Annotated in this window: 22 protein-coding genes; 10 read left to right on the top strand and 12 right to left on the bottom strand. The window is 29.3% G+C overall.

Annotated features, from left to right (window positions below; translation table 11 throughout):
* Window positions 1-3: 3 nt before the first annotated feature.
* On the top strand, window positions 4-651 hold the full coding sequence (locus ABXT53_RS06155; protein ID WP_415290293.1) for a YczE/YyaS/YitT family protein: 648 nt from the start codon (window positions 4-6) through the stop codon (window positions 649-651).
* On the opposite strand, the gene typA is transcribed toward ABXT53_RS06155, so the two are convergent.
* Window positions 648-2474: a translational GTPase TypA gene (gene typA / locus ABXT53_RS06150; protein ID WP_415290292.1), complete on the bottom strand. Its 1827-nt coding sequence runs from the start codon at window positions 2472-2474 to the stop codon at window positions 648-650. The genes ABXT53_RS06155 and typA overlap by 4 nt on opposite strands.
* A gap of 195 nt (window positions 2475-2669) precedes the next feature.
* Here typA and ABXT53_RS06145 point away from each other — a divergent pair, with 195 nt between their 5' ends.
* On the top strand, window positions 2670-4526 hold the full coding sequence (locus ABXT53_RS06145; protein WP_415290291.1) for a DEAD/DEAH box helicase: 1857 nt from the start codon (window positions 2670-2672) through the stop codon (window positions 4524-4526).
* Window positions 4527-4716: 190 nt separating this feature from the next.
* Here the strand turns inward: ABXT53_RS06145 and groL are convergent, their stop codons facing one another.
* Together groL and groES are read right to left on the bottom strand one after the other, a co-directional pair.
* Window positions 4717-6381, bottom strand: coding sequence for a chaperonin GroEL (groL, locus tag ABXT53_RS06140; protein ID WP_415290290.1), 1665 nt, complete (start codon window positions 6379-6381; stop codon window positions 4717-4719).
* 22 nt (window positions 6382-6403) lie between these two features.
* Complete coding sequence (gene groES, locus ABXT53_RS06135; RefSeq protein ID WP_168607095.1) at window positions 6404-6694, bottom strand: co-chaperone GroES; 291 nt, start codon at window positions 6692-6694, stop codon at window positions 6404-6406.
* Between the two features lie 123 nt (window positions 6695-6817).
* Between groES and ABXT53_RS06130 the strand changes: the two genes are divergently transcribed.
* From ABXT53_RS06130 to ABXT53_RS06105, 6 genes are read left to right on the top strand one after another with little or no spacing between them, the layout of a single operon-like run.
* Window positions 6818-7636, top strand: a complete 819-nt coding sequence (locus tag ABXT53_RS06130) for a TIGR01459 family HAD-type hydrolase (RefSeq protein WP_415290289.1) — start codon at window positions 6818-6820, stop codon at window positions 7634-7636.
* Between the two features lie 3 nt (window positions 7637-7639).
* Window positions 7640-8557 (top strand): riboflavin biosynthesis protein RibF, encoded by a 918-nt coding sequence (ribF, locus tag ABXT53_RS06125; protein ID WP_415290288.1) that lies wholly within the window; start codon window positions 7640-7642, stop codon window positions 8555-8557.
* 1 nt (window position 8558) lies between these two features.
* Window positions 8559-11276, top strand: coding sequence for an isoleucine--tRNA ligase (gene ileS, locus ABXT53_RS06120; RefSeq protein WP_415290287.1), 2718 nt, complete (start codon window positions 8559-8561; stop codon window positions 11274-11276).
* Window positions 11277-11288: 12 nt separating this feature from the next.
* Window positions 11289-11789 carry a signal peptidase II gene (lspA, locus tag ABXT53_RS06115; protein ID WP_415290286.1) on the top strand — a complete coding sequence of 167 codons (501 nt, stop codon included), beginning with the start codon at window positions 11289-11291 and terminating at the stop codon, window positions 11787-11789.
* On the top strand, window positions 11776-12231 hold the full coding sequence (locus ABXT53_RS06110) for a DUF3035 domain-containing protein (protein WP_415290285.1): 456 nt from the start codon (window positions 11776-11778) through the stop codon (window positions 12229-12231). Before lspA ends, ABXT53_RS06110 begins: the two co-directional genes overlap by 14 nt.
* 4 nt (window positions 12232-12235) lie before the next feature.
* Window positions 12236-13378, top strand: a complete 1143-nt coding sequence (locus ABXT53_RS06105; protein WP_415290284.1) for a glucose-6-phosphate isomerase — start codon at window positions 12236-12238, stop codon at window positions 13376-13378.
* On the opposite strand, the gene rsmD is transcribed toward ABXT53_RS06105, so the two are convergent.
* Together rsmD and purD are read right to left on the bottom strand one after the other, a co-directional pair.
* Window positions 13370-13936, bottom strand: coding sequence for a 16S rRNA (guanine(966)-N(2))-methyltransferase RsmD (gene rsmD / locus ABXT53_RS06100; protein ID WP_415290282.1), 567 nt, complete (start codon window positions 13934-13936; stop codon window positions 13370-13372). The two genes, ABXT53_RS06105 and rsmD, sit on opposite strands and share 9 nt — an antisense overlap.
* A complete protein-coding gene (gene purD, locus ABXT53_RS06095; protein WP_415290280.1) occupies window positions 13933-15198 on the bottom strand; it encodes a phosphoribosylamine--glycine ligase in 1266 nt (421 codons plus the stop codon). Before purD ends, rsmD begins: the two co-directional genes overlap by 4 nt.
* Before the next feature lie 21 nt (window positions 15199-15219).
* On the opposite strand from purD, the gene ABXT53_RS06090 reads away from it, so the two are divergent.
* Window positions 15220-15408, top strand: a complete 189-nt coding sequence (locus tag ABXT53_RS06090) for a DUF2093 domain-containing protein (RefSeq protein ID WP_271564347.1) — start codon at window positions 15220-15222, stop codon at window positions 15406-15408.
* 4 nt (window positions 15409-15412) lie between these two features.
* On the opposite strand, the gene ABXT53_RS06085 is transcribed toward ABXT53_RS06090, so the two are convergent.
* The 5 genes from ABXT53_RS06085 to ubiA form a co-directional block, all read right to left on the bottom strand.
* Entirely contained in the window at window positions 15413-16273 is an 861-nt protein-coding gene (locus ABXT53_RS06085; RefSeq protein ID WP_415290279.1) for a lysophospholipid acyltransferase family protein, read from the bottom strand.
* Window positions 16260-17204, bottom strand: coding sequence for a tetraacyldisaccharide 4'-kinase (gene lpxK, locus ABXT53_RS06080; RefSeq protein ID WP_415290278.1), 945 nt, complete (start codon window positions 17202-17204; stop codon window positions 16260-16262). Before lpxK ends, ABXT53_RS06085 begins: the two co-directional genes overlap by 14 nt.
* Window positions 17205-17399: 195 nt before the next feature.
* Window positions 17400-18446 (bottom strand): 3-deoxy-D-manno-octulosonic acid transferase, encoded by a 1047-nt coding sequence (locus tag ABXT53_RS06075; RefSeq protein ID WP_415290277.1) that lies wholly within the window; start codon window positions 18444-18446, stop codon window positions 17400-17402.
* Entirely contained in the window at window positions 18446-20185 is a 1740-nt protein-coding gene (locus tag ABXT53_RS06070) for an ABC transporter ATP-binding protein (RefSeq protein ID WP_415290275.1), read from the bottom strand. Before ABXT53_RS06070 ends, ABXT53_RS06075 begins: the two co-directional genes overlap by 1 nt.
* Entirely contained in the window at window positions 20185-21048 is an 864-nt protein-coding gene (ubiA, locus tag ABXT53_RS06065) for a 4-hydroxybenzoate octaprenyltransferase (RefSeq protein ID WP_415290273.1), read from the bottom strand. Before ubiA ends, ABXT53_RS06070 begins: the two co-directional genes overlap by 1 nt.
* A gap of 52 nt (window positions 21049-21100) precedes the next feature.
* On the opposite strand from ubiA, the gene ABXT53_RS06060 reads away from it, so the two are divergent.
* Window positions 21101-21505, top strand: a complete 405-nt coding sequence (locus tag ABXT53_RS06060) for a DUF2721 domain-containing protein (protein ID WP_415290272.1) — start codon at window positions 21101-21103, stop codon at window positions 21503-21505.
* Here the strand turns inward: ABXT53_RS06060 and ABXT53_RS06055 are convergent.
* Together ABXT53_RS06055 and ABXT53_RS06050 are read right to left on the bottom strand one after the other, a co-directional pair.
* Window positions 21502-22476 carry a quinone oxidoreductase family protein gene (locus tag ABXT53_RS06055; RefSeq protein ID WP_415290271.1) on the bottom strand — a complete coding sequence of 325 codons (975 nt, stop codon included), beginning with the start codon at window positions 22474-22476 and terminating at the stop codon, window positions 21502-21504. The two genes, ABXT53_RS06060 and ABXT53_RS06055, sit on opposite strands and share 4 nt — an antisense overlap.
* Window positions 22476-23315 (bottom strand): pirin family protein, encoded by an 840-nt coding sequence (locus ABXT53_RS06050; protein ID WP_415290269.1) that lies wholly within the window; start codon window positions 23313-23315, stop codon window positions 22476-22478. The genes ABXT53_RS06055 and ABXT53_RS06050 overlap by 1 nt, the downstream gene beginning before the upstream one ends.
* Window positions 23316-23324: the final 9 nt, after the last annotated feature.

Genomic DNA, 23324 nt, shown 5'->3' with positions numbered 1-23324 from the left:
AAAATGTTCTTGAAAATCAAAAATATTCCTAAAGTTTATTGGAGTTCTGAAAAACCATTAAATCTTAAACCAAAAATTTCAACTTTCTTTTTTTTGTGTCTTGGATTAACTTTATTTGGTTTAGGTGAGGGATTATTAATTGTCTCTTTTGCTGGAGCCTCACCCTGGTCTGTTCTAGCACAAGGTATTGCATTGAATGTCGATTTTTCTACTGGAATAATAACTATATTTGTAAGCATTGGTGTTTTACTGTTGTGGTTACCTTTAAAACAAAAACCTGGAATTGGAACAATCTTAAATGCAATAATTATTGGCTTGATGATTGATGTCTGCATAAAATTCGTGCCAACACCTGAAAATTATATTTATCAAATATTTTTAGCCATTATAGCGGTACTCACAGTAGGGCTTGGTGGTGGTATTTATCTAGTGGCTAATTTAGGAGCTGGACCAAGAGATGGACTAATGGTTGGTTTACAAAAAAAAACAAATTTACCGATTGCTATTGTTAGAGCTTTTCTTGAAATTACAGTAATGTCTATCGGTTGGTATTTGGGTGGTACAGTAGGAGTTGGAACTTTATTATTCGCTTTTGGAATTGGACCAGCTGTTGCTCTTAGTTTATTTATTGTTGGAAAGTTTTTTAATTAGAGAGGTGTTGACGATTTTTCGTTCTTTTTTCTATCATTAGGATTAAGAATTGCTTTTCTCAACCTAAGAGATTTAGGGGTAATTTCTAATGCTTCATCAGTATTTAACATACTTAGCTGTTCTGCAATTGACATTTGTCTTACTGGAGTTAGCACAACGTTTTCATCAGTTCCTTGAGTTCTCATGTTAGTTAACTGTTTACCCTTCATAACGTTAATAATCATATCACCAGCTTTTGGGGCCAATCCAACAATCATTCCTTCATAAACAGGATCATTATGAGTTACAAACATTTCACCTCTCGCCTGTAAGTTAAATATCGCAAATGCAACAGCTTTTCCGTTTGCCATTGAGATTAAAGCACCATTTTTTCTGCCATCCATCTCACCTTCAAATTTTCCATAACCATGGAAGATTCTATTAATTACACCAGTACCTTTTGTTAAAGTTAAAAATCTACTTGTATAACCCATTAAACCTCTTGTTGGTGCATGAAAGATTAATCTTTTTTTATCTTTTCCTGTATCTTTAAGATCAAGTAATTTACCTTTTCTTCTGTTCATCGAATCAATAATTTTTGATGAAAACTCTTCATCTAAATCAACTGTGATTTCTTCAATAGGCTCCATTCTGTTTCCATTTTCATCTTTTTGAAACAAAACTTTTGGAGGGCTTACTGTCATCTCAAAACCTTCACGTCTCATTTGCGTTAATAAGATTTCAAGCATTAATTCACCACGTCCACTAATTACAAAAGCATCTACATTATTATTTTGAGAAAAAGAAATCCCAACATTGTTCTGTGCTTCAGTGACCAACCTATCTCTGATTTGAGTACTTGTTAATTTTTTACCTTCTGTTCCAGCTAAAGGTGAACTATTAACACTTATAGTAATAGACATAGTGGGAGGATCTATTGGTGTTGCGTGTATTGGTTCAGTCACTTCTAGATCACAAATTGTATCAGCCACGTTAGCTTTTTCTAAACCTGCAATTATAACAATATCACCCGCTTCACCAACTTCGATGGGTACTTTTTTTGTTCCCTCGTATCTAAAAATTTTAGTTAATCTACCTTCATCAACTTTCTCACCTTTAAGATTTATTGCCTTAATAGGTTGATTAGCTTTTGCTGTACCTTGAGATATTTTTCCAACCAAGCTTCTTCCTAAAAAACTATCTGCATACAATAAAGTAGATAGCATTGCAAAAGGCTTCGTTTTATCAAGCTCAGCAGGGTTTACATGTTCTATAATCAAATCTAATAGTGGGTGAAGATTTTCTCTTGGTCCATCAACTTCTTTGCTAGCCCATCCAGATCTTCCACTAGCGTATAAAACTGGAAAGTCTAATTGCTCTTCATTTGCATCTAAACTTACGAATAAATCAAATGTTTCATCTAAAACTTCGTCAGCTCTTTGATCTGCTTTATCTAATTTGTTAATTATAACAATTGGTCTTAATCCTTGCTTAAGAGCTTTTGCTAAAACAAATTTTGTTTGAGGCATTACACCTTCAGCAGAATCGATAAGTAATAATGCTCCATCAGCCATACTTAATACACGCTCAACTTCTGCAGCAAAATCTCTGTGACCAGGTGTATCAATAATATTAATTCTTGAATCTTTCCAGTTGATTGAAGCAGGTTTAGCTAAAATAGTAATTCCTCTTTCTTTTTCTAGTTCACCAGAATCCATTAACCTTTCATCAACAATTTCATTTTCTCTAAATGAACCACTCTGTTTCATAAGGGTATCAATCATGGTAGTTTTACCATGGTCGACGTGTGCAATAATTGTGATGTTTCGAATATTGTTTTTCATAATTTGAGGCTCTTATACATCAATTGAGTCATTTGAAAACTTAAAAAAACCCATTATTTCCTCATTAAAGCTATTTTAATAAAAAATTAGCTTCTTGTGATTATTAAAAAAACGTATAGATATCGCTATACAAATTAGACGTATTAAAGGATTAAGAGCATATCTCCTTAAGTTTTAAAAAATCTAAATACCCAAATGGAAAACTTTAAATTACTAAAAATAGAAGATTCGTTAAAAAATTCATTGGAAAAAATGAAGTTTACGAAACCAACCCCAATTCAAGCTATGGCAATACCAGTTGCTTTAGAGGGAAAAGATATTTTAGGAACGGCCCAAACAGGAACTGGAAAAACATTAGCTTTTAGTATCCCTTTAATTAATAAATTAATATTAGATAAAAATGCTTTTGCGTTAGTTATGTGCCCAACTAGAGAGCTTGCAACTCAAGTAATGGCTGCAATTAAGAGTATTATTAGCGATAAAATTAATATTAAAACTGCCTTGCTTATTGGTGGAGAGGCAATGCAAAAACAACTTAGACAACTGGGAAACAGATCTAGAATAATTGTTGGAACACCAGGAAGAATTAATGATCACTTAAAAAGAAAAAGCTTAAATTTATCAGCTACTAAATATTTAGTCTTAGATGAAACTGATAGAATGTTGGACATGGGGTTTACTCCTCAAATAGAGTTAATTTTAAAATTTGTTCCAAAGGATCATCAAACCTTATTATTTTCAGCAACATTACCTCAGAATATTGTTAGAATTTCTGAAAGATATCTAAATAAGCCTCAAAGAATTTCAACAGGGTCAACATCAGTTCCTATTGCAAAAATTAAACAAGAAACCCTTCAAGTTTTTAAAGAAAATAAATACGATCAACTAGTAGATCAATTTATAGCAAGAAAAGGATCAATTTTAGTTTTTGTTAAAACTAAAAGAGGTGCTGATAAAATGGTTAAGCGTCTTAAAGAAGAAGGTCATTCAGCTGATGCTATTCATGGAGATCTTCGTCAAAGTAAAAGAGATCGTGTAATTACTTCATTTAGAAAAGGCCTTAAGAGAATATTAATTGCAACAGATGTTGCTGCAAGAGGTTTAGATATTCCGTTAATCCAGCACGTAATAAATTATGACCTTCCACAAGTGCCAGAAGATTATGTTCATAGAATTGGAAGAACTGCTAGAGCAGGAACAGAAGGTTCTGCTTTAACTTTTCTTACACCAGATGATAGGTCGATGTGGAACGAAATTAGTAAATTAATTGATCCGAATTTTAAACCTGCGCCACGTGGAGCAAGAGGAGATTCAAGAGGTGGTAAAAGAGGAAAAGCACCATACAATAAAAAAAGAAAATTCAGAGACGAAAAAAAATCTAGCTATGGAAGATCTAGTTCATCATCAAGAGATGGAGAGAAAAAAAGTTTTGGTTACAAGGGAAAATCTAGTTTTGGTGATAAGTCAAAACCATCTAGTTATGGAAGATCTAGCTCATCATCAAGAGACGGTGAGAAAAAAAGTTTCGGTTATAAAGGAAAATCTAGTTTTGGAGATAAATCAAAACCATCTAGTTATGGAAGATCTAGCTCATCATCAAGAGACGGTGAGAAAAAAAGTTTCGGTTATAAAGGAAAATCATCTAGCTCATCATCAAGAGATGGAGAGAAAAGCTTTGGCTATAAATCAAAATCATCTAGCTCATCATCAAGAGACGGTGAGAAAAAAAGTTTCGGTTATAAAGGAAAATCTAGTTTTGGTGATAAGTCAAAACCATCTAGTTATGGAAGATCTAGCTCATCATCAAGAGACGGTGAGAAAAAAAGTTTCGGTTATAAAGGAAAATCTAGTTTTACTAAAAAAGATGACTCGAAACCAACAGGCTTCACAAATAATCCTAAATATTTTGGAAAAAAAACATCTGAAAGTTCATCGACGAGTGGAGAAAAAAAAAGCTCTAGTTTTGATGGAAAGAAGAAGTTTAAAAGTAGAAGTGACAGACCCAAAAGCTTTACCTTCAAAAAACACAGTCAAAAAAGAGCTAAAGTCTAAGACTTTTTAGATTTCTCTTTTTTATTTTTTCTTTTTTCTTTTAGACTTAATTTTGGCTTTTTAGCAGTGCTTGAATCTTTAAATGATTTTCCACTGTATCTTTTTGACATATCTTAACCTTATAACAGCTTAACAAAAAAAAGGCCACCTAAAAAGATGGCCTTTGAATTCTTTTTAAAAAAGAGTGGGATTACATACCCATTCCACCCATGCCGCCCATGCCGCCCATTCCACCAGGCATTCCACCAGGCATTCCACCTGCACCAGAATCTTTGTCATCTGGTTTGTCAGCAATCATGGCTTCAGTAGTTACAAGCAATCCAGCAATTGAAGCAGCATCTTGTAAAGCTGTTCTCACAACTTTAACAGGATCAATGATACCTTTTGCAAACATATCAACATACTCTTCATTCTGAGCATCAAAACCTTGATTCTTTTTGCTTTGCTCAAGTAGCTTTCCAACTACAACTGAACCATCAACTCCAGCGTTTAAAGTTATTTGTCTAATAGGAGCTTGTAAAGCTTTAGCTACTAACGCAACTCCAGCTTTTTGATCGTCTCCTTTAACTTTAAGTGAGCTTAGGCTTTGTGAAGCATATAAAAGAGCACAACCACCACCAACTACTATTCCTTCTTCAACAGCAGCTCTAGTTGCGTTAAGAGCATCTTCCACTCTATCTTTTCTTTCTTTAACTTCTACTTCAGTTGCACCACCAACTTTGATTATAGCAACTCCACCAGCAAGTTTTGCTAGTCTTTCTTGAAGTTTTTCTCTATCATAATCAGAAGTCGTTTCACCAACTTGTTGTTTAATTTGAGCACATCTAGCTTCAATCTCAGATTTTTTACCACTACCACTAATGATGGTACTGTTATCTTTGTCAACCTTTACTCTCTTACAAGAACCAAGGTCAGTAAGTTTAACATTTTCAAGTTTAACTCCAATGTCTTCAGAGATAACCTGACCACCAGTTAAGATTGCAATATCATCAAGCATTGATTTTCTTCTATCACCAAAACCAGGAGCTTTAACAGCAACAACTTTTAAACCACCTCTAAGTTTGTTTACAACAAGAGTTGCAAGAGCTTCACCCTCAACATCTTCTGAAATAATCATTAGTGGTCTTCCAGCTTGAACAACAGCTTCTAAAAGTGGAACCATTGGTTGCAAGTTAGTTAATTTCTTTTCATGTAACAGAATAAAAGGATTTTCTAACTCAGTAGTCATTTTATCAGCATTGGTGATAAAGTATGGTGATAAATATCCTCTATCAAACTGCATACCTTCAACAACATCTAACTCAGTTTCTATTCCTTTTGCTTCTTCGACAGTAATAACACCTTCGTTGCCAACTTTTTGCATAGCTTTTGCAATCATGTTACCAATTTCTTTATCACCATTAGATGAAATAGTACCAACCTGAGCAATCTCATCACTATCTTTTACTTTTTTAGCTGAAGAAATTAGACTTTCTTTAACATGTTCTACTGCTGCATCGATTCCTCTTTTAACGTCCATAGGATTCATGCCTGCAGTCACATATTTAACACCTTCTTTAACAATCGCTTGTGCTAATATAGTTGCTGTAGTTGTTCCATCACCAGCTTCTTCGTTTGTTTTGCTAGCAACTTCCTTAACCATTTGAGCACCCATGTTTTCAAATTTATCTTCAAGATCAATTTCCTTAGCAACAGAAACACCGTCTTTGGTAATTCTTGGTGCACCATAAGACTTGTCAATAACAACATTTCTACCTTTTGGTCCAAGTGTAACTTTTACTGTGTTCGCAAGGATATCAACACCTCTTATCATTGCTGCTCTTGCTTCAGAGTCAAATTTTATAACTTTAGCCATTTTATTTTCTCCTTTAATTAAATTATTTTCCTGAAATACCCATAATGTCAGATTCTTTCATTATGCTATATTCTTTGCTGTCTATTTTGATTTCAGTTCCTGACCATTTGCCAAAAAGAACTTTATCTCCAACTTTCACATCCATTGGAATTAGTTTTCCATCTTCAGTTTTTGCTCCACCACCAACAGCAATTACTTTACCTTCTTGAGGTTTTTCTTGAGCTGTATCAGGGATAATTATTCCTCCAGCAGTTTTTTCACTACTGTTTAAAACTTCTATTAGAACTCTATCGTGTAACGGTTTAAATTTCATAAATTCTCCTTTTATTATGCGACTCATATAGCTATTAGGCTAACTATTTCAAGAGATGTTAAAAAAAATATGTGGGGCAAAAAACCAGAGAAATTGTGTTTTTTATAAGTTATACCTCCCATAATGACTAAGAATTTAGATAACGGTGGATTAAGATCGATTGTAGAGAATTATGATATTTTTTATATCGATTTATGGGGCGTTGTTCATAATGGAATAACTCTTCATAAAAATGCAATTGAAGTTTTAGAAGAAATCGCCAAAGCAAACAAAGACTACGTTCTATTAACTAATGCGCCAAGACCTAATAAAATAGTAAATAATTTTTTAGAAAAAATGGGAATGAAAAAAGAAATTAGGGAAAAAGTTTATTCCTCAGGAGAAGCAGCGCTGAATTATTTAAGAAAAAACTCTCTGGAAGAAAAATTTTATCACGTAGGGCCACCAAGAGATTTTGATTTATTTTTAGATTTTAAAAAAAATAAGACTAATGACATTAAAGAAAGTTCATATTTACTCTGCACAGGTTTATTTGAAGAACAAGGGGTAGATTTAAATTATTACAAAGAATTATTCAAAGATCATATTAATAAGAAAATGATATGTACTAACCCAGATTTAATTGTTGATAGAGGTGAAAAAAGAGAATTGTGTGCAGGATCTGTAGCTCTTGTTTTTGAAAAAATGGGGGGAGAGGTCATTTATTTTGGAAAACCATTTCCTGAGGTTTATAATCAAGCAATTAACAACAAGGGGAAAAGAGTTTTGTCTATTGGTGATAATTTAAATACAGATATTAAAGGAGCCAATCTTTTAAATTATAATTCTTTAATTATATCAAATGGTGTTCATAGAGATGAAATTAAAAAAGAAGGTATAGATGTAATTTCAAAGAAATATGAAGTTGTTGTAAACTTTATTCAAACAGAATTAAAGTGGTAGAATATGAAGCTGTATAAAGACTTTAATATTTCAAAAAATCATAAAAAATCAATTATCCTGATTGGAAATTTTGATGGAGTTCATTTAGGTCATCAAAGATTATTTAAGTTAGCAAATACTTATAAAAAAAAATTTAATTTAAAGATTGGTGTTTTAACTTTTGAGCCAATGCCTAAAATGTTTTTTAATAAAAACTTTAAAAACTTTAGAATTTTAAATGTAAAACAGAAAAATATAATTTTAGATGATTTAGGAGTTGACTTTATAATCACTAAAAAATTTGATAAAAAATTTTCTGCAATTAAGTCTGATTTTTTTATTAAAGAAATTTTATCGAAAAAATTAAAAGCCCAATATATATTTGTTAGTAATAATTTTAGATTCGGCAATAAAAGAGAGGGAAATGTTAGACAATTAATAAAAAATGAAAAAAAATATCATTACAAAATAGTAAAACCGCAGCCACTAATCTTAAATAAAAAAGTTATCTCCTCAACATATATTCGCTCTCTTCTAGAAAAAGGACAATTAAAAAAAACCAATAAGTTATTAAGTCGAAATTGGTCAATTGAAGGAATTGTTCAAAAGGGAAGGCAGCAAGGGAAAAAAATTGGTTTTCCAACCTGCAATATCGATATTAAGGATTATGTGATTGCGATGCCTGGAGTTTATGCTGTTAAAGTAAAACAAAAAAACTCCAATAAATCACTAAAAGCTATTGCTAATCTTGGTTATAGACCAACTTTCAATCAAAAAAAAATTTTATTAGAAGTGCATATTTTTAATTTTTCTGGAAATCTTTATAATAAGTATTTATCAGTAGAGTTCACAAAGTTTATAAGAAAAGAGAAAAAATTCAAAAACGTTGATCAATTAAAAAAACAAATTCAAAGTGACTTAAAAGTTGCTAAAAAAAGTTAATATGAGTAAAGAAAATATAAATCTACCTAAAACAGCTTTCTCCATGAAGGCAAATTTACAGAATAAAGAACCTGAAATTTTAGAATATTGGAAAAAAATTGATCTTTATAAGGAGTTGAGAAAATCCAATAAGGGTAAAGAGAAGTTTATACTTCATGATGGTCCACCATATGCGAATGGAAATATTCATATGGGTACAGCTTTAAATAAAATTTTAAAAGACATAATAGTAAAATTCCATCAAATGGATGGTAAAGATTCTGTGTATGTTCCGGGGTGGGATTGTCATGGTCTACCTATTGAGTGGAAAATCGAAGAACAATATAAAAAAAACAAAAAAAACAAAAATGAAGTTCCAATAACAGAATTTAGAAAAGAGTGTAGAGAGTTTGCTGAAAAATGGATTGAAGTTCACAAAACACAATTTAAAAGATTAGGCGTTGTTGGAGATTGGGACAATCATTATGCAACAATGAGCTTTGAAGCAGAAGCCCAAATTGTAAGAGAATTAGGAAAATTTTTAAAAGAAGGAAGTCTTTATAGAGGGTTTAAACCTGTTCTTTGGTCAACTGTAGAAAAAACTGCTTTAGCAGATGCTGAAGTTGAGTATCAAGATCATAAGTCAGATACAATTTACACATCCTTCCCAGTTAAAAAAACAAATATAAAAGAATTAGAAAATACAGAAGTTATTATATGGACAACCACTCCATGGACTATACCTGCAAATAAAGCTTTAGCTTATAATGAGTCTTTAGATTATTTAATAATTGAATTAAATGATGAAGGAGATTTTAAGAATAAAAAAATAGTAGTTGCGGAAGCCCTACTACAGTCTGTTATCAAAGATTGTGAAATCAAAAGTTACAAAGAAATAAAAAAATTTAAGGGTAAAGATTTTAAAGATACAATTTGTAGGCATCCTTTTTTAGAGCTTGGTTATGATTATGATATACCAATGCTTGAGGCAAGATTTGTTACAACAGAACAAGGAACAGGTATTGTTCATTGCGCACCTAGCCATGGTCCCGATGATTTTAATCTTTGTTTAAAGCATGGGATAAAAGCCATAGAGACTGTAGATGGAGATGGTAAATATACAAAAAACCTTCCTTTATTTGAGGGAACTCATATTTTTAAAGCTAACCCGATTGTTATTGAAAAATTAAAAGAACAAAAAAAATTATTATCTAATGGAGAGCTAGTTCATTCTTATCCACATTCATGGAGATCAAAAGCACCCCTTGTTCATAGAGCAACTCCGCAATGGTTTATTTCAATGGAAAGTCATGGTTTGAGAAAAAAAGCGTTAAAAGCACTTGATGACACTAAATTTTATCCAGACAAAGGTAGAGAGAGAATAAAAGCAATGATTGAAACAAGGCCAGATTGGTGTGTTTCAAGACAAAGAGTTTGGGGAGTTCCGCTTCCAATATTTGTTCATAAAACTACTAAAGAAATTTTAGTAGATGATAATGTAAATGAGAATATTGCGAGCATTTATGAAAAAGAAGGTTCTGATTGTTGGTTTTCTGATAATCCTCAAAGATTTTTAGGGGATAAATATAAAGCAGAAGATTACGAAAAAATAAGTGATATCGTTGAAGTTTGGTTTGATAGCGGTTGTACTCATGCATTTGTTTTGGAAAAAAGAGAAGATCTTCAATGGCCAGCATCAATGTATCTAGAAGGCTCTGATCAGCATAGAGGTTGGTTTCATTCGTCACTATTAGAATCTTGTGGAACGAGAGGTAGAGCGCCTTATGAATCAATATTATCACATGGGTTTGTTGTAGATGGCAAAGGTCTCAAAATGTCAAAATCTGTAGGAAACGTAATTGCACCTGAGGATATTTTAAAAAAATATGGTGCAGATATTTTAAGAATATGGGTTGCATCATCTAATTATGCTGAGGATTTAAGAATTGATTATTCTATTTTAGAACAACACGCAGATTCATATAGAAAAATTAGAAATACATTTAGATATTTGCTAGGTAACCTAAATGATGATTTCCAAAAAATTGATATGGAAAGTCTAGACATCAAACAATTACCAGAATTAGAAAGATATATGCTTCATAGAGTGTATGAGCTAAATAAAAATTTTAAAAATTATTTTAAATCTTATGATTTTCATAATCTTTATAAAGAGCTTTTAAATTTTTGCACAGTAGACTTATCATCATTTTATTTTGATATTAGGAAGGATGCTTTATATTGTGATTCAAAAGATTCTGATAGAAGAAAAAGCAGTATAGTTGTTTTAAATATTATTTTAGAATCTTTAGTTAAATGGTTTGCACCAATACTTTCATTTACAACTGAAGAAATTTTTACTCTAATAAACAAAGAGCAAAAAAGTATTCATCTAGAACAATTTATGAAATATCCAGAGTCTTTTCAAGATGAAGAACTGCACAAGAAATGGATAGAGTTAAAAAAAATTAGAGATATTTGCAATATAAGCATTGAAGCAAAAAGAGCTAGCAAGGAAATAGGATCAAGTTTAGAAGCTAGCCTAGTTATTAATCTAAATAAAACATTATTTGAAATTTCAAAAAATGTAGATTTTTCAGAAATATGCATCACATCTTCTGCTTTAGTTCATCAATCAAATACAGATGAAACAATTATTGAAACGATTAAGGCCGAAGGAAATAAATGCCCAGTTTGTTGGAAAATTAATAAAGTTAAATGTGAGAGACATTCAGATTAAATAAAAAAGTTGATGAACAAAATTAACTTAAAAAACTTTTATTTAAATTTAGTAATTATATTAATAGTTTTTATATTTGATCGTGCAACTAAGCTATACATCTTAAAATTTGCAGAAGTAGAAACTTCAGTTGATATTTATATCACTCCTTATTTGAACATATTTCTAATCTGGAACAAAGGAATAGCTTTTGGTTTATTTTCAATAGATGGAAGTATTATTTACAGCTCTATTACAATTTTAATTGGTCTTATCATTATTACTATTTTATTTATGATGTTGAAGAATAATAATATCCAGCGTTATTTTTTAGCTTTAATTGCAGGTGGTGCCTTAGGAAACTTTTATGACAGGATAGTTTATACAGCCGTTCCAGATTTTATTGATTTACATTTTTATGGCTTTCATTGGTTTATTTTTAATGTGGCTGATATATTTATTACCATTGGAGTTTTTTGCCTTATTTTAGTAGAACTTTTTTTTAATAATAAAAATATAAATGAAAAAAACTAATCCATTAATAGCTTCTTTTTTAATAATTCTTTTTTTAAACTCCTGTGGAACAATTGCCGAAGGATTGGGAGGAAGCCAAAAAAAAGGAAGTGATGAGTTTTTAGTTGAAAAAAAATCTCCGTTAGTGCTACCACCTACTTTTGGAGATTTACCAGAACCAGGAAAAGAACCTGAAGAAAGTATAATTTCAGATAAAAAAGATATCTCAGAAATTAAAGATATAATTAATCAAAGCTCTTCTACAAATACAAGTGAGAAAAGTGATGATACAAATAGTTCTATTGAGCAATCCATTATTAAAAAGATTAATGAAAAAAAAGTTAATTTAAAAAAAACTTCAAAAATTAATTTAGATGAAACTATAGAAGAAGAAAATGAAAACCCCAAAAAAAAGGGGTTTTTTAAAAGGCTAAAAAATAAATTTAATAACCTTGAACATTAGAAAAATGATATTTAAAAATTTTTTAAATATTAAAAATTCTAAAATAATAAAAAAAGACTTTTTAAAATTACTAAAAGATCAGCCAGCATTATTTGAAACTTTAAAACCCACATATAAGTATAGTTATTCAAAAAAAGTACTTAAAAAATATAAAAAATTATCAAATTTAAGAATAATTGGTATGGGTGGATCAGTTCTTGGATCTGAGGCTATTTATGATTTTTTAAAACCTAAGATAAAAAAAAAAATTACTTTTGTTAATAATTTAAATAGTAATGCAGGTTATTTTGATAATAAAAATATAAATTTAAATTTAATTATTTCTAAATCAGGAAATACATTAGAGACAATAGCGAATGCAAATGTATTAATTAATAAAAAAGAAGAAAATATTATCATTACAGAGGCAAAAAATAGCTATCTAACTAACTTAGCAACAAAACTTAAAGCAGAAATATTTGAGCATAAGAATTATGTAGGAGGCAGGTATTCTGTATTGTCAGAAGTTGGAATGCTACCTGCAGAATTAATGAATTTGAATGAAAAGAAATTTAAGCAATTTAATAATCTTATTAAAAATAAAAATTTCATTAATAACCTGGTAAGCAATGTGTCAACTACGTTAAGCTTAATTAAGAGTGGAAAACAAACATCAATAATTTTAAATTATGATGAACAATCTGAAAATTTATTTAAATGGTATCAACAGCTGATAGCTGAAAGCTTAGGAAAAAAATCATTAGGATTGTTACCTGTTGTATCTTCAATGCCAAAAGATAATCATAGTTTAATGCAACTTTATTTAGATGGTCCAAATAAATATTTTTATACATTTTTTAATGTCCTAGAAAATAAAGATATAAAAATTAAAAATGGTGGCTTGTTAAATACTCATAAGTTTTTAAGAAACCTATCAATAGAAAAAATAAAACAATCTCAGATGATTGCTACAGAGAAGGTTTTTATTTCAAAAAAAATACCTTTTAGAAGTTTTAGAATTTTAAAAAGAAATGAACAGTCTTTAGGTGAACTATTTTGTTTCTTTATATTAGAGACTATTTTGCTTGGCCGAGCTTTAAATGTTAATCCTTTTGATCAACCTTCTGTTGAGCTAATAAAAATAGAAACAAAAAAAACCTTAAGTTAGAATATTTCCAAATATAATTTTTGAAATACCATAATTTTTTTCTAGAATTAGGTTAAATTCTTTGGGTAGATCATCTTCTTCTTTTTTATGTCTGTGAATAATTATGATGCCTCCAGTGTTGAGTAATTCAAATTTAGTTATTGCATTCAACAGAAAAGATAATTTTTTCTCTTTATAGGGAGGGTCCATAAAAATAATATCAAATTTATCATTTAATAACTTAAGTGTATTTTCAGAAAAAATATCTTTTTCAATTACTTTTGTTTGATTTTGCTGATTTAAGTTATCTATATTTTTTTTTAAAACACTTAATACGTCAGTATAACTCTCCAAGAAGGTAACATTTTTAGCACCTCTAGATAAACATTCGAGACCAAATGATCCAACACCTGAAAATAAATCTAAAATATTAGAATTTTCTAACTCTACATTTAATAATTTAGAATGCTTTAATATATTAAAAATTGATTCTTTTGTTAAATCTTTAAGAGGTCTTGTAAGTTTATCTTTAGGTAGAAGAATTTTTTTGCCTTTAAAATTTCCTGAAATTATTCTCATTCATCAATCACCTTATGGCCAATATCTTTTCTATAGAACCCATCTTTCCAATTAAGGTTTTTAATTAAACTTATAGCTTTATCTCTACTGTTTTTAAAATTTGATGAAAGACTAACAAAATTAATTACCCTCCCACCATTTGAATAAACTTTATTATTTATTTTTTTTGTACCAGCATGAAAAAAATAATCATCCTCATCCAGCTTTAGATTTTCAATATTTTCTATTAAAATTTCATTATTATATTTATCGGGATATCCCTTTGAACATAAAACAATGCATAAACTCTTTTTATCATGCCACTCTATATTTATATTTTTTAGATTTTCATTGCAGCATGCATCTATAATTTCAAATAAATCTGTTTTTAATTTTGGTAAAATGGTTTGACATTCTGGGTCTCCCATTCTTACATTGTATTCAATCAAATAAGGCTCATCTTTAACTATCATTAAGCCAGCGTATAAAAATCCCTTATAATTAGATCCCATTTCTTCTAAGGCTGTAAAGGTAGGTTTGATTATTTTATTTAATATTTTTTCTTCTAAAGATTGATTCAATAACCTTGATGGTGAATATGCTCCCATTCCACCTGTGTTTGCTCCTTTATCACCTTCTAGAACTCTTTTATGATCCTGAGCTGTTTCAAAGCTTTTAATTTCCTTACCATCGCTTATAATAAAATAGCTCATTTCCTCACCAACAAGAAATTCTTCAATTAAAATATTTTTTGCTAATCCAAACTTTCCATCAAAAACCTCCTTTATTGCTAAATTTGCATTATCCTTGTTTTCACAAATATAAACACCCTTTCCAGATGCAAGACCATCAGCTTTGACAACCAGTGGAAACTGAGTTTTATCCAGAAAAGATATTGCATCATTAGAATTTTCAAAAATACCAAACTTGGCTGTTGGTATATTGTACTTTTCACATATTTTTTTAGTAAATATCTTTGAACCTTCTAACTGAGAAGAAATTTTATCAGGACCAAAAATATTTATTTCTGTATCGCTAAAGAAATCCACTATTCCATCAACTAATGGTTTTTCTGGTCCAACAATTAATAAACTAATTTCGTTCTTGATTGAAAATTCTTTAATTTTATTAAAGTCTGATAAATCAATTTCAATATTTTCTGCTATATTTGAGGTTCCTGCATTACCAGGAAAGCAGTATATCTTATCAACTCTAGGTGATTTTTTGATGGATAAACATAGAGCATGTTCTCTTCCACCGCTTCCAATTATTCCAACTTTCATATAGATGTATATAAACTAAAAATGAATAAAAAATTAGCAAAATTAAAATATTTACCAAATAACTTTGAAATTATTGAAAATGGCGATCATGTTGTTTGTGCTGTATCAGGAAAATTAATTAGTTTAGAAAATCTTAATTATTGGAATGTTGAGCTTCAAGAGCCATACTTTTCATATGTAGAAGCTCATAAAAAAAAAGAGGCGAACTAAATTCTTACTTCCATCTGTCATGAGACCATATCCATTCACCTGGATTTTTTAAAATTATTTTCTCCAGCCAAATGTTTAATTCTCTAGTAATTTTTTCAGTTGAGGAGTTTTTTGAAAACTCTATAGGTTTTTCAACTTTAATATTAAAATTTACACCATTATGTCTCTCAATAGAAATTGGTACTACTTTACAATTAAATTTTTTTATAAATTGTGCGGGGATCGTTGTAGTGAAAGCTTCCTCATTAAAGAATTTAGACTTTATCCCTTGAGAAACTCTCTGATCAATCATTAAGGCTATAGAGTAGCCTTTTTTATATAATCTTAATAATTCTCTAACTCCACCAGTTCCTTTTTTAATTTGTTTTTTGCAAATATATTTTTTTCTAATTCTTTCCATTAATATATTTAAGAAAATATTGTTTAATGGCCGATATATTGCTGATAGATTTACACCAGATTTTTCAATTTCCATTGCCATTAATTCAAAATTACTAAAATGACCAGAAACAAAAATTACTGGGGTTTTTTCAGATTTTATTTTGTGAAGGATTTCTTTACCTGTAATATTAATATTTGATCTAAATTGATCATTTCTAAAACCTTTAAGAAACATATATTCAGATAATGTTCTTCCATAATTATTCCACATACTTTTTGTAATGATCTTAATTTTGGAGGTATTAATTTTAGGAACAGCTCTCTGAATATTAGTTTTAATGAGATTTTTTGATCTAAAAATTGGACCAAACATTTCAAATAATTTTCCACTGATATGAGATGAAATTTTTAATCCTAAAAATTTATAAATAATAAAAAGAGAGGATATGACTAAAAACTCAAAAAAATATTTAATTTTTTTCATTTAGCTTAAGTAGTTTATTTGTGAGACTTTTTTCATCTGATATATCAAGACTTGATTTAACATAAAAAATTTCATTTCTGTTAAAGTTTTCTAGCCTTAAATAATCTTTTTCAGTAGTTATAATATGTGCATTGAATTTTTTTGCATTAATTATTATTTCATCAAAATCTCTTTTTGAATACTGGTAATGATCTGGATATTCTAAATCACTTACAATCTTTAATTTATTATTTTTTAACATCTCTACAAAAGTTTTGTGATTACCAATACCAGAAAAAACTAAGTAATTTTGATCTTTATCAAATTCACCTATGTTTAACGGTGTATATTTTCCAGAATTAATATTAATATTTGGGTTAATTTTTTTGATTTGATCCTTGATAGCAATTAAACTTTCTTCATTTCCATTTAAAAAAACGTTTTCATAAAATTTCAGGTTATTAATACTCTCTCTTAAAGGTCCTGATGGCAATGTAAGTCCATTTCCAATCCAATTTAGGTTATTAAAACAAATAATTTCCATATTATACTTGATAGAGTTATCTTGAAGTCCGTCATCAAAAATAGCAACTTCAAAACCTTCTGAAATTGCTTCATCAAGTGCAGTAATTCTTTTTAAATTGCTAAATAAAGTTCCATTTTTACTAAGTAGTTTTTGCTCATCTGTTTGGTTAGGGTAAAATTTTTTGATAAAACAAGCTTTGATATTATTTTTATCTAAAATCTCTTTTATTTTGATAGTTAGTGATGTTTTGCCAGTTCCTCCAATATAGATGTTTCCAACACAGATTGTTTTTATTTTTGAATTTGGATATTTAGGTTTTGAATTTATTTTTGTAATTAAACCTATAGTGATTGAAAGAGGTAATAATAAGTAGGAAAAAAATGATGGTTTTTTATAGTCCCAAAATTTAGGTTTTTTTAATTTCATTATTGAATAAACTGTTTATCTCATCTTTAGTTTCATTAAGTATTTTTTTTCCCATTTTTGCAATTTTTAAATAATTTTTTTTGTTATTGGGTTTAGTAATTAATTTGTCTATTGATTGAGTTAAGCTTTTTACTCCATTAACCTTGTAAGCAACCTTTAGTTTATTGAGTAATTTATAGGTATCTTTAAAGTTGTCTACGTTTGGCCATACAAAACAGTAGAACCTAAGTTGGTAGGTTCAAGAGGATTTTGACCACCTTTTCCTGATATTGATTTACCCATAAAGACTATATCAGAAGAATGATAAAATTTTTGTGTCTCACCATATGTGTCCACCAAGTAAATATCTGTATTATTTAATTTTTTTGGTTTTGAGCTGTGCAAAACTATATTTAAATCTAAACTTTTAATTTCATTAACTATTTTATTAACACGATGAATATGTCTTGGTATTATTATTGTTAGTAAATTTTTATATTTTTTCTTTAAGTTTATATGAACATCTGCACAAATGATCTCTTCACCAGGATGTGTACTTGAAGCGCACCAAATTTTTTTAAGATTTATGTTTTTTAAAAAAGTATCGTCTAATTTAGTTAATTTAGATTGTTGATTATTGAAAAACTTAAGATTTCCAATTTTTTTAATTTTTTTAACATTCAATTTTTTAAGATAATTAAGTGTTTCTTCATTTTGAGGGTAGGCAATTGAAATATTTTGAAAAACTGAGTTTGAGAATTTTTTTACACACCTCCATTTATTAAAAGTTTTTTTTGTAATTCTTGCATTAAGAAGTTTTAATGGAATACTTTTTTTATTAAGAGCCCTGAAGATACTGGGCCAAATTTCAGATTCAACAAATATGGCAATAGTCGGTTTCCAGTAGTTTAAAAATTTATAAGAAAATAAAATTGAGTCTATTGGAAAAAATTGATGAATAGTTTTTTTAAAATTAAATTTCTTAAATATTTGAGCAGAACTTAAGGTTGAAGTAGTTACTAAAATTTGATTTATAGATTTATTTTTTTCAAGTTCTTGAACTAAGGGCAAAATACTTAAAAGCTCACCAACACTTGACCCATGGAACCAAATTAAATTTCCATTGATACGTTTTTTTGATGGAAAACAAAATTTCTCTTTATATCTTTTTTTATCTTCTTTTTTTTTTAAAATTCTAAAAAATATAATTAATGGGGAAAATATTAACAGTATGATTATTAATATTTGATATAAAAAAAACATTACCCTTTTCGAATTTGTTTTTCGTAGAAATTTTTGTAAAGTTCTGAACTATTTAATAATTCATCATGTTTGCCGTTTGCAACAACATTACCTGCATCAATTATGTAAATTTGATCTGAGTTTAGAATTGTTGATAATCTATGAGCTATTACAACGGTAGTTTTATCTTTAGTTAATATTTTTAAAGCTTCTTGAATTTTGCTTTCTGTTTCGGCATCTAGTGAAGAGGTTGCTTCATCTAAAAGAATTATTGGACTTTTTTTAATCATGGCTCGAGCTATGGATAATCTTTGCTTTTCTCCACCTGATAATCTAATTCCATTTTCACCTATTATGGTTTCATATTTATTAGGTAATTTATCTATAAACTCATGTGCATAAGAAAATTTTGCTGCGGCTACTATATCCTCATCTGTGACATCACTTTTAGCATATTTAATATTATTTTTAATTGTATCATCAAACAAAGTTGTATCTTGGCTTACAAGTGAGATTTTATCTCTTAGAGATTTAATTTTCACTTTGTATATTGATTGATTGTCAATCAAGATGTCTCCTGATTGAGCATCATAAAACCTAGGTATTAAATTTAAAATTGTTGATTTTCCAGAACCACTATGCCCAACTAAAGAAGTCATTTTCCCACCAGCTATATTGAGATTTACATTTGATAAAACATTTTTTTCTTCAGCGTTATATTGAAAGTTGATATCATTAAACTTAATATCAGAATGAGTAATGTTAATATCTTGAGAGTCTTCTTGGTCAGCAATTTTATTTTGATTATCAATAATAGGCAGAATTCTATTTGCTGCAGATAGTCCTTGTTTTAATATCATATTCATGCCCGATAACGCTCTAACAGGCTGATATGCAAGCATCATTGCAGCAAGAAAAGAGAAAAAATTTCCTATTTCAATCTCATTATTAAGAGCTAATTTTCCAGAATAAAATATTAAAATTGCAATCATTATTCCAGTCAAGGTTTCCATAATTGGTGATAGCCTTACAAACACAGTATTGATTTTAATATTTTTTTCTTTTAGCTGATCTAAATGACCATCTGTTCTTTTGCTTTCATAATCTTCTCTTTGAAAAATTTTAATTAATTTATGATTTTTAAATAATTCAATTAAATGTGTATTTAAAAAACCAGATTTTTCTTGTGCTTCTGTAACAACTTTCCCTATTCTTTTGCCAAGAGTTTTAGAAGCCATACCAGCTATAGGTATCATAATTATTGCAATCAATGATAATTTCCAATTTTGATAAAACATTACAAATAGTAAGCCTAACAAAGTTAAACTATCTTTGAATAAGCTTAAAATGGCTGTACTGAGCATGTTGGTAATATGATTTACATCATAAGTAAGATTTGAAATAAATTTTCCAGAATGTTTTTGATCTATTAGCTGTGTATCTGCATTGATTAAAGATTTTACCATTTGGGACTGAAGAATTTTTTTAATTTCTTCAGCAACTCTAATCATAATTGCTTTTGCAAAATAAAGAGCAAACCCTTTAATAGTAAATGCTATAATTATTAATAAAGGAATTATAAATATTAGTGTCTGATCTTTCTCAACAAATATTTTTTTAATAGCAGGATCCAAAAGCCAAGCTATTGCAGAAGTACTAACCGCAACAAGAACTCCAAAAAAAACTGATATTAGTATTTTATTAATATATTTTTTTGAATAATCTTTATAAAGTCTTTTATAGATTTCTGAATTATTCATTAAAACTTTCCAATTAAAATATTACAAAAAATAAGAAGACCAATTAAATTATTGCTTTTAAAAACTTTTAAACACATAGAGGGGTCTTTTGAATTAAAAAATTTAATTTGGTAAAAAAATAAGTGAGAAATTGTTATTAGTAAGCTTACATAAAAAAAGTAATTATAATTCATCATATATCCCACAATTAAAATAGAAAAAATTAAAAAAGCATAACATGTAGATACAAAGTTTTTTGGTTTTTTTTTGAATTTTATTGAAGTTGATTTTACACCTATAATTTCATCATCTTTAATATCTTGAAACCCATATACTGTGTCGTATCCTAGTGTCCAAAATATGGCTCCAAGATAAAAAATAATAGCAACTGTATTTATTTCACCTTGTATTGCTGTCCACCCTAAAACTAAACCATAATTAAATGTTATTCCTAAAAATAATTGAGGCCAATAAGTAAATCTTTTCATTAAAGGATAGGTGAATGCTAGAGGCATAGATCCTAGAGCAAGTAAGATTGTTAAGTTGTTAAAGTTAATTAAAACCAAAAATGCAAGCAGGCACAAAATTAAAGTATAAAATATTCCTAATTTTACTGAAATTTGATTGGATGCAATAGGCCTATTTTTTGTTCTTGAAACTTTTTTGTCAAATTCTTTATCAGAAATATCATTCACAATGCATCCTGCGGAACGCATTAGAACCGATCCTAAAAAAAACAATGATAAGTAAAAAAAATAATCATTTAAGTTTTTTGAAAAATCATAAGCAAGAGTTAGTCCCCATGCACAAGGCCAAAATAATAGCATATAGCCAATAGGCCTTTTCAATCTTGTTAGCTCAATAAAGAGATTTAATTGTTTCATAATAATTTACTTGTAAATAACAAAGGCTAGTTTCATAATCAAACTGATTCGTATGAATATAGATTACACAGTTACAGCATTGATGTTTCCAGCCATTCCTTTACTGATGAGTGTATATAGCAACAGATTTCATTCATTAAGTAAACTTATTAGACAACTTCATGATGAGCACGTATATGAAAGTCACATTCCACCTGAGTGGAAAAAACAGTTTATAAATTTAAGTGGAAGAATTGTTCTTTTAAAGTGGACTATCATGTTTGCTGCATTTGGCTTTTTATTTAATATGCTAACTGTTTTTGCTCTTTACCTAAATGAGATTTTTGCAGCTAGAATAATTTTTGGATCTTGCTGTCTATCGATGATGATTTCAATTGTTGTTTTTATGAGAGAAATTCAAGTATCAACAAATGCATTAAAACTTCATATGTCTGATATGGATGTTAATTTAGATTAGTTAGGAATAATAACTGCAGGACCCGTTAATAGTCTCGCTTCTAATTCTTCATGAGCTTTTCTAGCATCATCAAGTGAATATCTTTTAGAAACTTCAACCTTAAATTTTCCAGATAAGATTGCTTCAAAAACTTTTTTAGCAGACTCAACTAACTCTTCTCTTGTTATTGTATAGTGTGCAATTGAAGGACGAGTAAAAAATAATCCTTTTGCATTAATATGTTTTTTGACATCTATAGTATCAACGTAACCTGATGCATTACCAAAAGCGACCATCATGCCTCTAACCTTTAAAGTTTCAATTGATCCATCGAATGTTTTAATACCAACACCATCATAGACAACATCAACTCCATTTTTACCTGCAATTTTTTCTACCTCTTTAACAAAATTTGTATCTGTATAATTTATTACATGATGACAGCCATTTTTTTTAGCAATAGCCTCTTTTTCTTTAGAGCCAACAGTTCCAATAACTTCAGCTCCTAATGCATTAGCCCACTGACATAATATTTGGCCAACACCACCAGCTGCCGCATGGTATAAAACTTTATCGCCTTTTTTAATTGGGTAAGCTCTGTGTAATAAATATTCAGCAGTTATTCCTTTGAGCATAATACAAGACGCAATTTCATCAGAGATACCCTCTGGAACTAAAACTAGTTTTTCTTGAGGAAACAATTGTTTTTCTGAATAACTTCCAATTGGCATTGAAGAGTGAGCCACTCTATCGCCAACTTTAAACAGATCAACATCAGAACCAACTTCTTCTATTATTCCACATGCTTCTAAACCAATTCCACTCGGTAGAGGAATAGGGTACAAGCCTGTTCGGTGATAAACATCAATATAGTTAAGACCAATTGATAGATTTTTTATCAAAACTTCTTTTGGACCTGGTTTACCAATCTCAATATCTTTAACTTCTAAGACTTCAGGGCCACCAAATTTTTCTATTTTAATTGTTTTCATTATTTTACAAATGTACCATTATGATAATCTTGCACTGCTTGCAAGATCTCAGCTTTAGTATTCATTACAAATGGACCCCCTCTAGCAATAGGCTCACCAATAGGCTTTCCAGATATTAATAAAAATTTAGCTTTAGTTAAGCTAGATACTTTTAATTTTTCACCCCTAGTTAGAATAATTAAAGTAGAATCTTTAATAGCATCATGGTCTTGATTGCCAATTTTAATTTCACCTTCAACTAAATATATTAAAGAATTGTGAGTGGAGGGAAGATCAAAATTAAACTTTTTTCCTTTTTCAAGCTCTACATCAAAATAAACAGGTTCAACGTTATGGCCCTTAACAGGTCCTTCTGCATCTTGAAATTTTCCAGCAATCACTTTGACAGTTTTATCATCGTCTTTATGAGTGCTCATTTTATCTGCATCAATGTAAATATATTCAGGCTTAGTCATTTTCAATTTAGCAGGCATGTTTACCCATAATTGAAACCCATGAAGCTTACCTTCTTTCATTGCGGGCATTTCTGAATGAATGATACCACTCCCAGTTTTCATCCACTGAACATCTCCAGCAGTCATTATTCCTTCGCCACCTGCACTGTCTTTATGTTCAAAATCACCGGCAAGCATATAGGTTACTGTTTCAATTCCTCTGTGAGGGTGAGGAGGGAAGCCTCCAATGTAATCATCTTTATTTTCAGAACCAAATTCATCCAACATTAAGAAAGGATCGTGGTAATCAATAAGGTGAGTGCCAATGCTTCTTTTTAATTTAACACCAGCACCATCTGATGCTGCAACTGGCTCTATTATTTTTTCTACTTCAATATTATTCATTTCTATCCT

Source organism: Candidatus Pelagibacter sp. Uisw_136, assembly GCF_047720275.1.
GTDB lineage: Bacteria > Pseudomonadota > Alphaproteobacteria > Pelagibacterales > Pelagibacteraceae > Pelagibacter.
This window is presented reverse-complemented; position numbering and strand designations above follow the sequence as displayed.